This window comes from Lysinibacillus sp. 10T31 (assembly GCF_056394365.1).
Map to the genome: position 1 here is coordinate 1 of NZ_JBFTHS010000044.1, position 12956 is coordinate 12956.

Below are 12956 nucleotides of genomic sequence, written 5' to 3' on the forward strand. Positions count from 1 at the left end.
AAAACATACTAAGATTAGTAGTGCAGACCAAGGCATTGGTTCGTACTACTATTTTTTTATATAGTAGAGGTGAAGAATAGGTCGGGCAGCTCTTTGGATCTTGAATCCGTAAAAAAAACTGACCTACTTCACAACCTTATTTGAATCAGGTTTAAGTATGTTGGATCCTTTGAGATCGTGTATAAGAAATGGGAATCAATAAGGCTAATGTGAAGACTTCAAAACACATAGGGAGGGAGAACATGAAACATGTCATCGCCTTTGATATTAGTATGGGAAAGAGTTATATGGTTGTCTATAACGCGCTGAAAAAATGTCAGTTGGAAAAGGAAATTGCRCACAATCGTCCGGGATTTATGGACCTTAAAAAGTTAATTGATGACTTAATTGAAGGATATGATGAGCAACCTCATATCGTATTTGAATCTACAGGAGTCTATTCAAGAACACTGGAACGTTTCATGCAAGAGAACAACTATAGTTATTGCCTATTAAATCCCTTGGAAGCAAAACTCCAATGTGATTCCTTACGGATTCACAAAACGGACCGAAGTGATGCACATCGATTGGCACTCACACACTTTACGCACGAAAGACGGATTGAAACAGATTCAAATGATGTTTACCGTCAGTTAAAACGATTATCGAGACACTACAGCGAATTGGATGATGAATTGAGCGTCACCCGCAGTCGATTGCATAAGGTCGTCCAGGAAACATTTCCTGAACTCGAGAATATCTTCACGACCAAGTCTGAACTGTTCCTAAACGTAGTACAATTATACCCTCATCCAGATCTAGTCTTGAATCATTCAAAAACAATCATTAAAAATCGAATACTCGCAAACACAAATAAACGAATGGCAGTAAACAAAGCAGAGGAAAAAGCTGTTGAATTAATAGAGGCCGCAAAGCAATCTTACCCCGCCGCGTCTTCAACAGATGTGGTTTGTGATCAAGTTCGTGTATATGCTAAACGGTTTCAAGAGCTTCTCCTTCAGAAAGAACAATGTATCAGTAAAATGGAGTCGATAGCCGGAAGGCTTGAAGAGTATAGCATAATACGTAGTATTCCGGCTATTGGAGCTAACTCAGCTGTCAGAATCATAGCAGAAATTGGGAACATTCAGAGGTTTGACAACAACAGACAGTTGAATGCCTATACAGGTATTGATATTAGGCGGTATCAATCCGGGAAGTTTATAGCTAAAGACAAGATTAATAAACGCGGCAATAAACACCTACGTAAAATAATGTATCTAACCGTTCAGAACATGATTAGACAGCGACGATTTGGTGGAAATCACATCGTTGAGTACTACGATAAATTAAAAACGCAACCCTATAACAAATGTCATAAGGTTGCCTCCATCGCATGTGTAAACAAGTTATTGAAAACGATCTTCTTTCTTGTCACACATAATCAAAACTACGACTACAGGTTGGCTCCCTAGTACATGCTATTAAGTGACAATGTTGCACCAATTAACTCGTCTTCTTGATTAAGATAATCCAAACACTCTGTATATCCTCTACATAGTAACTTTAAACAACAATCAGTTTAAGGAAACGCGTGAAGTGCAACAAATTCTCTTATCCAACTTTATTAATAATTATCAATTTTTTTTATAAATATCAGATTTTCTTCAACAAAAAAAGCGTCAATCCTTGTTGGATCAACGCCCTGATTTATTTTAAATCCTTTTTATTCCTGATCAAACCACAGTGGATCTTTGTCATCAACGTCGCCATTATAATTGATTAGAATTTCATCTCCTGCTTTTATATCTGTGTAAGCAAAGAAGTCAAATGTGCGATTTTTAAAATTAATCTCATAAGTTGCATTAGGCTCATAAGAATGGTTAAACAACATTCCATAACCAAGAAGGATAGCAGATTGACCTATTCCATACTCAAAAGCATAATCAGCGAGTAAGGTTTGCTCAATGTATTGGTGCTGTTCGTTTGGATAAGAAATGACAGGTGCTTCGTGTAAAAGCTCTCCTTTTTTGATATCACATGTTGCAAATACCCCTCTATTGAATTCTCCATCACTTAAAGGGGATGTTTTGATCTCTATCATGTTTGTTCTCCTACTCATTTTTTATATATTCTTTTAGCTGTAACATTGAGTACTTTTTTATCTGTTGTAATGCGTATAGCTAATACGTCGTATCATTTATACGGTTAGCGTGACTCTTTTGGTGGTTGGCAGACGTCACATTTACGCTGATGTTTATTTTTAAATTTTGTAAATGTTTTTTCAAACTTGCTACCACATGCACATTTAAATAGTAACTTTTGAGAGAAACCGTGATATTCAGTTGTTAGCAACTTACTTTCCGAATTATTCTCCACAAATTCTTTAATTTTATCAATCGTCCATTTTTTATTCAATCTCTTACACCTCTATATTTTATCTCTATGCGAAGGCTTTCTTGGCATCCGTTCTATTATAAGGAACGTCTTAATTACCTTAAGCTACTTATTATAACATGAACTGGTACATAATTAAACAGATTCAAGATAACGTTATCTAACATCTCGCTACAAATATTGATGCGTCAACGGTTTCTATTCCCCAAAAGTAATTATTGGTGACCTTTATACTGTTACAAGTTCCACCTTCCCGAAATAGAAAGAGCTATTCTATCGGTCATCCTACAATAATTACAAACATCAAAATCCAATCATCTGCTTTAGTTTTTCAAAAGGCACATATCCAACAATGGGTTCATGTAATTTATTGTGAATAATCAAGCGAGAATTAGGAATTCCCATTACCTTATATTCCGCTGCAATATCCTGGCTTTTTTCTACATTCACCTTTATAACTTTTACCTTGCCACTAAATTCTTCGCTGAGTTGATTAAGAACCCCTGCGAACATTTTACATGGACCACACCATTCAGCCCAAAAATTTATTAACACAATTTTTTTAGTATTTAAGTGTTCTCTTAATTCTTTCTTTGTTGTTACATGAACAATCGACATCATTCTTTTCCCCCTTTGTAGAAATAAAAATCTTGAAGTTATAATATGCTTATAATTATTATTAGACCCTGCTCTCACCCTTTTATCACTCATTAAAGACCTTTAATATCCATAATTAAGTAAAAAATTTTTTATATTATACTATCAAAAACAACTGCCATTGCCGCTTTATATCCTTCTGCAGCAGCGACTATTAATGAAGAATGGCCTAATTTTACTGTCTCCCCCGCTGCATAAATGTTTTCCTGTGATGTACGCCCTGCCTCATCCACAATAATGCTACCATTTTCATTTAAACGACAACCAAGTTGCTCTGCAAATCGGTTTGGACGCACAAAATTAGGCACTATAAAACCTCCAACTCTTTCTATTTCAAGTCCTGAATTAAACACTATTTTATTTAAATACCCATCCTCACCATGTAGATTCTGAATAGGTTCGGTAATGACAGTTATCTCTCTTCTTTCTATTTCATTCAATGTCGGGGGAGAAAGTTCATGACCATTTGTGGCTATCACTAAATCCTCTGACCAGTTAGAAACAAGCTTTGCTTTAAAAAGCGTCTGTTCTTCATTTTCAGATATAATAATGAGGGGTTGATCTCTTAATTCCCATCCATCACAAGTTGGGCAGCTGAATAAACTTTTCCCATAATACTTTCGGATATTCGGAATTGATGGAAATTCCTCTTGAACACCCGTTGCCAATATAAGTCTCTCAGCAACATACTCAACTTCTTCTAAAGTCTCAATTTTAAACAAGCCATCTGGTTGATTCGTTATATTCATAACCGTGTTTTGATAATAATGAACTGACGGGTATTTTTTCACATCATTCAAAGCTACTTCTTTAAATTTAGCTGGTTTAATGCCATCACGTGTAAGAAATCCATGTGATTCCTGAGTCACACGATTCCGATTTGTTCCATTATCAAATAACGCGACTTTTTTACGAGATCTTCCTAAAATCAAACTTGCATTTAGCCCACCGCCACCTGCACCTATAATTGCACAATCAAATAATTCCATCATTTAACTCTCCTTCATAAGTTGTATAGAGTACATGTTGTTACGGTATAATCGTCTAAATATCACAACATGCCATTTAGCTCTAATTAAAGATTGAAATAGAATGACTCTAAGCAAAACCATTTGAAAGTAAATGTCGTTAAGATTAAATCACAGACTTAAAAGACTCTTTATATCCGCGATTGTATAAAAAATAATGGTGGACTATTCATCCACTACTATTTTTTCACAAGATCCGATATTTTTCTGTTTCTTAACTCATTCTCCAGTGTTTCCTCTGCAGATAGCATTACTTCTTTTATTACGCACTTGGGATCGTTGTATAAACAACAATCAAACAAAGACGATTTGCCTTCAATTGCATGTATTATATCTAAAAAAGAAATATCTTCCCAATTCTGACTAAGTGTGTAGCCACCATTGGCACCCGATATAGAGTTGATCATTCCCTCTTTTACTAACTTAGTTAGGATTTTAGACAAATACGTAGGAGAAACACCTTGCATCTCTGCTAATTGTTGGACACCTACAGGTCTATTTGGTGTTTCCTTGGCAAGAAAAAGCATTGTGTGTAGTGCATAATTTGTTGCTTTAGAATATTTCATAATTGTTATTCACCTCAATTAGAGACTTTACATATCTATAATAGCATCGAATCTTAGTTACTTCAATGTTCGCGTCTTCATTGTGATTTAGAGTTGATAATCAACCATCTGCTAAAGATAGCGGCTAATTTTGTCTTTTTAAATTGACAAGCATTTGAAAAATTTGTCCTCTATGATGTGACTCATGTTCAAGGAGATGGTAAATAACCCACTCTGGTGTGACATCGTAATGAGGGAGATTTCTGGCTGTACGCCAATCCTCTAAATCCATAGAGCGAAAATGGAAAAGCAGTTCATCACGTACACATTGTAGACGATGTAAATGTTCATCCAAGGTTTGTCCCTCTATATGGCACAAGGTGTCATCCTCATTACGGTCTCCATGAGAAAATAAGGAACGGATCTTTGGATTCCATGTACCGCCCAGAACCTCTTCATAGAGCCAGTCTGCCTCAATTAATGAGATATGATATAACAACGATCCGATTGAGTGACCGTTTAGTTTGGCATCGAGCTGATGCTGACTTATGTCAGATATTTTTTCTAAAAGCGTTCGCCGAACATCTTCCAAACACCATATCCATCGACCAATCTCTGTTTCAAAATCTGACATGGGAACAACAACCAAATTTTTTCTCTTCATCTTATTTCTCCTCCGTATTCCTCAAAATTTGACTCATTTTCATAATAACCCCCACTGAAATTAGCCTATTCAACTGTCGCTTCTCGCGCTTAACTAACACTAAACCATGTATTGCTTTGCATGAATAACGTTTGTATCTCCCTTTCCATACAATACATTCTTTGGATTAATAATGATGATTATAACGGCTACAACGAAGTAAAAAATGGCGTTATACATGAGTAAATCAATTAATTTTCCGTTTATTAACCCTAGAAAGAAATTAAAGAATTGGTGAATGATGATTGGGATGACTAGATTCTGATTTAAGTTATGAAAGGCTGTCATGACGATTTTAGTGGAAATGAGTGCAATCATAAAGAATAGAATATATTTGATTAATTCAATGCCCATATACCCTGTAGTAAACCATATGGGTAGATGCCACAGCCCCCACCAAAACCCTATGATGATTGAAGCTTTTAATGGCGAATGCTTCTTTTGAAGCTCCATTTGAGCGAAACCTCTCCACCCTAATTCTTCTCCTAGCGGCCCAGAAAGAAGGTGATTAAAAAAGTAATAGATCAGCATTCCCCATGAAGAAACAGTAAAAATAGAGTCTACTTCACTAGTATTAGATATAATAAACAAAATCATCAAAAATATGAAAGCTTGAATCATACTTGCAATAAAAATCACAGAAAACTTCAGTCTATTCTTGAATTTATCTTTTACAAATTGCATAAAACTTTGCCCAGGATAGATTTTTTTAAATAATAGTGCAAAAGCAAAGGTTGAGGACCAAGCTGATATACAGAGCGTTACATCAAAAATCCATTTAGGAAATCCTAACACGCTTGTGGCTCCTACTAGACAAAAAAGTGGCAAAAAAATGATATAGGTTAGTAAAATAAAACTTGCTACTGGTTTTTTTAGTTTTTTTTCTCTATTCATGTATATTCCCCGCTTCAAACTAAGTTTTCGTAAAAAATTTTAAGAATACATTTAGCTTAAACCTAGGGGTTACTCACAGGTCAACACTCTTACAACCTCAAAATTCGGCGAAAGAAAAAATACCCTTCAAAGACTTGAAGGGTAATTAAATATATTCTTTCTATTCATCGAAATATGTAGTTTTAATATTTTTATCATCTAAAAATTTTTCGATCTCTTGTTGCTGCCTTCCGTTCGCTTTAGTAAAATGCTCGGATGCGAAATTTGATATATCTGTCAAGTTACCATTTTCGACCATTCCAGCAACTTCATCTTCAATTTGTGTTAAAATTTCTCGGATTGATGAAACAAATTCATAGATTGTCTTTGAAGGTTCTTTATAATCGTCAGGGATATTATTGTTACTAATAAAATCATTGAAATTCGCATCATTCTTTTCCCCTTCAGCTATTAATGTATTTAATTTTTCCTGATCGGATTTAGTAGCATCCTCATAAAGATAAATAATATTTTCCATTTCTTTATCTATTACATGACTATAATCCATATACTTTTTTATACTTGCTTTCATTTCATCTTCACTAATATTCTCATTCTTTTTATTAGAAACAAATAGATCGTCTGGAATTTTAACAGGTACATTGCTAACAGATTTTTCATTGCTTTTTTTATTGCTTTCTTCATTAGGCGTTCCATCGTTTGAACAAGCATACATCAATACAATAGTGAACGCCATTAATAGAAATAAAGTAAATTTTTTCATCTTAATCTCCTTCTTAATCCTTCAAATTTTTCTAGTATTGCTAAAACTATTAGTTCTCTCCACTTTAATTTAGTATGGTCACGGACCTATCACTTATTTTTCACTTGATAGGTGCATAAATCTCTAAAAACACACGTTCAAGGCTATCTTCATAAGTCGTCAGTAATAGATTTATATATACTTGCCCCAAAAGTTCATACCCTTTTTCAATTGCTACGTTTCTTAAACTAGCTTCTACATTATAATCAATATTTTTTCCACCAGTTGACCACCTTCCATCTTCAATAATTGTATAGATACATTTTGGATGGGATAAAATTTCACCTTCAATTTCTTCATCAGGGTCGTCCACTTTTTTTACAATTATAAACTTATCTTCAATAATACCTATATCATTGAAATGGATGACTCTTCTTAAAGATGTGAGCGTAACTGCTTTTTTTAAGCTCTCTGCATTCTTTTTTAAAGTGTCATATTCTTCATACGCAGTAAAATGTTCTATTTCTCCCTTTATTGCTAAAGGTTTCATTTCCTTAACTATGTACTCTCCTAAGAATTGTTTGATTTTCTTGCAATCTTCTTTTACTATTTGAATCTTTTTCAATAGAAGTTTTTTATATTCTATTTCCAGTAAAACCTCTTGTTCTTTTTCTTCTAATAATGATTGAATTCCATCAATACTCTTACTCTTTCTTAATTCCTGGATTTTTTTAATTTCAATATCAATTTCTCTGTAGAAATTTACTGTTGTAATATCATAAATATCAAAATGATTATATTTTCTATACCCATTCTCAATATTTTGCTTCGGCTTTACTAATTCCTTTTCTTCATAAAACTTCAAGGTATCTCTAGATACGCCTAAAAAATTAGCTACTTGTCCAATTGTGTACATTTTGCACTCCTTATCGTTGTTGCAAATTCTTTATGCTGTTATATATTATCTTATTCTATCTCTTTTGGCATGTAATACCATTTTTTACACAATAAAAGCCGCAGACATGAAACTGCAGCTTTTTTCACTTTATTGACAATATCTTTATCAAAGCCAAAAGTCTCTTAGTAATGAGAAATATTCATTGCGACACTTTACAAGAGTAATATGTCCACCTTCTTCAAAATGGTGCTCCCTTGCGCCAGGGCATAGTTTTAGCATTTGTGCTCTTTGCAAAGGATTCACCACTTTATCCGTTGGACTATCCACCACTAAAACATCTTGCGGTTTTTTTATATAATGCTCAGATGTGAAAGTGTGATTATGAAGGAAGTCTTCCATGCAATCGGCCATCGTTATGAAGTCTTGTTTGGTTAGCCCTTTTATATCTTCCTTGCAAAGTGCGACCAATCGTTTTGTATCTTGCTGGCCAGATTGGAGATAGAGTTTGCTCAATACCATCCTGCTCATCGCAAACGTCAAGACAGTGACAGGTAGTACTTTCAACATTTTACGCATCACTTTATATGTTTTTATTTCGGAGGCGTTGGTCGTGAAAACATCATTTTTTTCCATCGAGGTTAAACTATGCGAAAAAACGATTTTATCTACTATTTCTGGATGATGAGCTATTAAGTTTTGAAGATAAACACCTCCGTTAGAGTGTCCAATCACATGACAGGCATCTATCTTTTCAAAATCCAATAATTGTTTCAATCCTTCACTTGTATCGGAAAAGGACTTGGTTGGAGGTACAGATAAAGCAATTGTTTTGTGCGTATCTCTAAATTCTTCAGCTAACGGCAATCCCAATAAGTGACCCGTCATATTAGACAGTATGGCCAATATAAATTGATCGCCATGTCCGCTAACGGTATAGCGCCATTTTACACCTTGCCATTCCATGATTTTTTCTTGTGCAGTTATATTACCAAAGGAATGGGTTTTAACATTAACTATTATGGAATTCATTTTTTCTCCTTTCTGCATGGAAACCACGTATAACATACCTACTATTGAAAGTTCGACTGTTCGCTTTAGTTATAGCCCTTATAATTGTTTCATTTTATTCATATTAAGATTCTTATAAGAGCTAAAAGAATGCTGAAAAATCCACAGATTACTATTCCTTTAAAGAAGCCTTTAATATGAAAGTTAAAGTCTTTATAAGTTTCCATACCTTCTGTCCCAGGAATAACAATAAAATCTGGTGTGATTTTGCAGAAAATAAGCCAATCTAATAACAAAAGATCAACAACACTAACTATCATGAATACTACGAAAAAATGAAGGAAGAACAATAGAAAAGAACTTTCATATTTTAATGTTGAAATAAAGGGAACTAAGGCGAGAATTACACAAAAGGGAATCCGATCATTTTAAATTGTTTTGTTTCTTTAGGAGTTCTTTTAGGTACTGCTTGTTGAATTTTTTGAGGATAATCTTTAAGCATTAATCGTGGATTATAAAATAAAATTGTGATGATTATAATTAAAAAAAAGATTGACAACAATATACCTTCAAGAAAAATACTTAGAAAATTAAACATTATTTATTCACCCACCACTTTCCACAAACCAACATTGTTTCTTAAGGGAAATTTATTTTAATTATATACCAGTATTCTTCGTAAAACAATAAATACTGGAAAATAAATGAATGTGCTATACAAAGAAAATTGACATGATTTGTGATTCTTTATCAAACTTCTATTGATTCCTCCTCTTCGTTATAAACTACCTTTAAAATTCCTTTGGCATTGGTTTCAAATATCCTTTTTTTTGCTGTTAATCCATTTTGAGAATGTCTTTGTTCAATTGAAAAGTGTTTTTTTGCCTCAGTTGAAAAAGAAACATGCTTAAACTTGCTAAAAGATCTCAAGCTGCTTTAACATAGTTAAGCAATGATATGTGACAGTATCCATTACTCTTACACAATCTTGAAAATAACTTTACCTAAGGAGTGGTAGAATTGGCACGTGTTTTATTTATTAATGGTGGATCAGAAGGACATATCAATCCAACTATTGGCGTTGTGCAGGAGCTAATTTCGCGAGGAGAAGAGGTCGTGTTCTTTACGATAAAAGCTTTTCGAGAGCGTATTGAGAAGACAGGAGCGACTGTGCGCACGTTTGACGGTCAAAAATTTATAAAAGCCTTTATCTCAGGTGGAAGAAATCATCTACTTGAAAGGGTCAACGGACTTTTACTTACTGCAGATGTCGTCATACCTAGCGTCCTTGAACAGATTAAGGGAGAGCATTTTGATTACATCATCCACGATTCTATGTTCGGTTGTGGCCATTTACTTGCCAAAATCCTTAAACTTCCGGCAATCAATTCATGTACATCTTTTGCTGAGACTAAACAATCATTCGATAAAACACTAGAACATCTTTCACAAAATTTCCCAACTGAAGTTTTAAAAAGAATCAATGACGATTTTCTAAATCTAACAACAAAAATTAAAGAAAAATATGATATTGAAGTCAATTCACCTTATGAGGTTTTTTGTAATCCCGCACCGCTTACAATCGTTTATACAACGAGGGAATTTCAACCTTACGGAGAAGCATTTGATCAATCTTATAAATTTGTAGGCCCATCCATTTCTTTACGATTAACACAAGAAGATTTCGATTTTACTGCAATCAAAGGAAAAAGCCCCATTTACATTTCACTCGGTACTGTCTTAAATCAAGCCATTGATTTCTATAAACTTTGTTTTAAAGCACTCGGGAATACTAAGCATACCGTTGTCCTATCTATTGGAGGACAAACCCAACTTGATGAATTGGGAGAGATTCCTGAAAACTTCATTGTAAAAAATTATGTTCCGCAAACTGAATTGCTAAAATATACAAAATTATTCATCACACATGGTGGCATGAACAGTACCAACGAAGCTCTCTATATCGGGGTTCCGCTAATCGTTATCCCACTAAGTGCGGATCAGCCTTTAATCGCTCAGCAGGTAACCAATATCGGAGCAGGTATTCAATTACAAATGCAAACCTTGACGGCAAATCAATTAAAAGAAGCTGCCGATCAAGTGTTAAACAACCCTTCCATCTATAAAGCTGTTGCAAACATTAGAGAATCCTTCCAAACATCAGGTGGGTATCACAAAGCTGTTGATGAGATTTTCAAATTTAAAAGTCAATACGGTATTTAAAAGCTGCCATTGTTGGTGGCTAAAAAGGAGAAAAACGAAATCGCTTTTCTCCTCTTTTTTATAAAACTCAGCTATGCTTCATTATCATCAACCTTTAACCAATTCACAATTGCTACTATTGGGAATGTAATAATTGCCGTTAGAATGGCTAATATAGGTGCTATACTAATTGTTAGTGCAACATACATCAGATACATAATTGGTGCAAGTAATAAAATACTTGGGACTACCCATCCAGCAACCGCTACATAATTATACAAACCCTTCGCCCAATTTACTTTTAATAAGGTTGGTATAATCAACAGCAAACTAATGATCACTGGAATCATAAATGCGTAACTAACACCTTTGAATGTAAGACTAGTCATCACAGCCAATACGATCCATAAAACTTGCGTACTCATCGCGAAATTCATAGTACCGTATTTTTTCGAAATCCACTTCGTAAAAAAGAAACTGAACACAACTGCGAGTAAGACCAACAAAGTAAGAATTGTCGTATCATACCTACCAAACATAACCATATTATATTCATCTATTCCATCATTAAATACAATTGTTGAAAGACGAATTAGAAGGAAGTAGAAGATGAAAATGGCAACAAGGCTCCCAATCATCGCAAAGAAACTTAAAGCAAAACCCTTAATTTGTATCACTTGCTTTTTAAAGCAGTAGAAGAATATTACAGCTGTTAGGACAAGTAAAACAACCATTAATGGGATGACTACTTTTTCGGAATACACGACTAATGTTTTTTTCATTAACGGGAAGTAAATTGCATCGCTTTTACTTTCCTCTATGGCTTGAAACTCTTTTGCATCCATCATCATATACTTTTTCACTAAAGGAAAAGCATAGCTCCCAAAGTGACGAATTGTTCCCTCATCACTATTTTCCACACGATCTGTCTCAGCATGATATGCCTCTAATCCATTCATATTTGCAAAATTATAGCCTAATTTTCTTATCACTTTAAATTCGGTAAAATCCGTATCGTTTGGCATCCTTTTATACATTTCAGAAGCAAATGAGTATGCTATAGGATATGGAACTGTCTCTTTATACAATTGCACTAGCTTTAAATCATTTGAACTCGTTTCAAACAAAATTGGTACCCCTGTATTTCCTCTTGCTTCGAAATTAAACATTACACTTACTTTATTTAAAACATCCGTTCGATCTTTAAAAGCACTCGCCCCAAGTAAACCTAACTCCTCACCGTCTGTTAGTACAAAATAAATTGTGTTTTTAGGCGCCGGCATTTGTTTTAACGCTCTTGCTGTCTCCATAATTGTGACAACTCCGTAACCATCATCTGACGCTCCAGGAGCCTTAGTTACAGAATCATAATTAGCTGTTATTAAAATCGCATTGTCATCTCCTGATGTTCCCGGGATTTTCGCAATAATATTTTCAACAGTCTCTACACCTAATTCCGCAGCATACTTCTCATCTCTAATATCCTTAACCGGCTTCGATTGAATTTCAACAGGCACATCTATATCTTGAAAGTATTTGACAATATAATCTCTGACCTTTTTATTCGCAGGAGAGCCCATTGGATGCGGTTCCTTTGCAACTTCTTTTAAATAATCAAGAGCTCGTTCTGATGAAAAATCCTTTTCAGTCCCCCCCATTTCTTCTTTAGAAGGACCTAAAAATTGACTAAAACTTATAAATAGCGTTAACAATCCTAGTAATATCGCAAAAATAAGAATTCTTCTTTTTTTCACCTAATACTCTCCTTATTCTTTTTTCTTAACTCCGAATTTAATGGCTCCTAGATATACCATATGTTTTTTATTTAGTTTATTTCCCAATCAACCAATTTCACTCTATGAAATACCTTAAAAGCAAATTCGATTTTACATAAAAAATTCTT

General features: G+C 34.2%; 13 protein-coding genes. 2 read left to right on the forward strand and 11 right to left on the reverse strand.

Annotation, left to right across the window (positions count from 1 at the left end):
- Positions 1-242 precede the first annotated feature (242 nt).
- Positions 243-1454 (forward strand): IS110 family RNA-guided transposase, encoded by a 1212-nt coding sequence (locus AC1DCY_RS20855; RefSeq protein ID WP_477353300.1) that lies wholly within the window; start codon positions 243-245, stop codon positions 1452-1454.
- Positions 1455-1705: 251 nt separating this feature from the next.
- Here the strand turns inward: AC1DCY_RS20855 and AC1DCY_RS20860 are convergent, their stop codons facing one another.
- From AC1DCY_RS20860 to AC1DCY_RS20905, 10 genes are all read right to left on the reverse strand, one after another.
- Positions 1706-2083 carry an SET domain-containing protein gene (locus tag AC1DCY_RS20860; protein WP_477353302.1) on the reverse strand — a complete coding sequence of 126 codons (378 nt, stop codon included), beginning with the start codon at positions 2081-2083 and terminating at the stop codon, positions 1706-1708.
- A 104-nt stretch (positions 2084-2187) separates the two neighbouring features.
- On the reverse strand, positions 2188-2397 hold the full coding sequence (locus AC1DCY_RS20865) for a hypothetical protein (protein WP_049665921.1): 210 nt from the start codon (positions 2395-2397) through the stop codon (positions 2188-2190).
- A gap of 282 nt (positions 2398-2679) precedes the next feature.
- Complete coding sequence (locus AC1DCY_RS20870; RefSeq protein ID WP_477353303.1) at positions 2680-2997, reverse strand: thioredoxin family protein; 318 nt, start codon at positions 2995-2997, stop codon at positions 2680-2682.
- 128 nt (positions 2998-3125) lie between these two features.
- Positions 3126-4022, reverse strand: coding sequence for an NAD(P)/FAD-dependent oxidoreductase (locus tag AC1DCY_RS20875; protein WP_477353304.1), 897 nt, complete (start codon positions 4020-4022; stop codon positions 3126-3128).
- A gap of 218 nt (positions 4023-4240) precedes the next feature.
- Positions 4241-4627 carry an Rrf2 family transcriptional regulator gene (locus tag AC1DCY_RS20880; RefSeq protein ID WP_477353306.1) on the reverse strand — a complete coding sequence of 129 codons (387 nt, stop codon included), beginning with the start codon at positions 4625-4627 and terminating at the stop codon, positions 4241-4243.
- A 124-nt stretch (positions 4628-4751) separates the two neighbouring features.
- Positions 4752-5270, reverse strand: a complete 519-nt coding sequence (locus AC1DCY_RS20885; RefSeq protein ID WP_477353307.1) for a DinB family protein — start codon at positions 5268-5270, stop codon at positions 4752-4754.
- Between the two features lie 99 nt (positions 5271-5369).
- Positions 5370-6203: a lysostaphin resistance A-like protein gene (locus AC1DCY_RS20890; RefSeq protein WP_477353309.1), complete on the reverse strand. Its 834-nt coding sequence runs from the start codon at positions 6201-6203 to the stop codon at positions 5370-5372.
- A gap of 160 nt (positions 6204-6363) precedes the next feature.
- On the reverse strand, positions 6364-6966 hold the full coding sequence (locus AC1DCY_RS20895; RefSeq protein WP_477353311.1) for an NDxxF motif lipoprotein: 603 nt from the start codon (positions 6964-6966) through the stop codon (positions 6364-6366).
- 100 nt (positions 6967-7066) lie between these two features.
- The gene (locus AC1DCY_RS20900; protein WP_477353313.1) at positions 7067-7861 is read right to left on the reverse strand and encodes a MerR family transcriptional regulator; all 795 of its coding nucleotides are present in this window, start codon (positions 7859-7861) and stop codon (positions 7067-7069) included.
- Positions 7862-8008: 147 nt separating this feature from the next.
- The gene (locus AC1DCY_RS20905) at positions 8009-8890 is read right to left on the reverse strand and encodes an alpha/beta fold hydrolase (RefSeq protein WP_477353314.1); all 882 of its coding nucleotides are present in this window, start codon (positions 8888-8890) and stop codon (positions 8009-8011) included.
- A gap of 981 nt (positions 8891-9871) precedes the next feature.
- Between AC1DCY_RS20905 and AC1DCY_RS20910 the strand changes: the two genes are divergently transcribed.
- Entirely contained in the window at positions 9872-11074 is a 1203-nt protein-coding gene (locus AC1DCY_RS20910; RefSeq protein WP_477353315.1) for a macrolide family glycosyltransferase, read from the forward strand.
- A 71-nt stretch (positions 11075-11145) separates the two neighbouring features.
- Here the strand turns inward: AC1DCY_RS20910 and AC1DCY_RS20915 are convergent, their stop codons facing one another.
- Entirely contained in the window at positions 11146-12807 is a 1662-nt protein-coding gene (locus AC1DCY_RS20915) for a M28 family peptidase (protein WP_477353316.1), read from the reverse strand.
- Positions 12808-12956 lie beyond the last annotated feature (149 nt).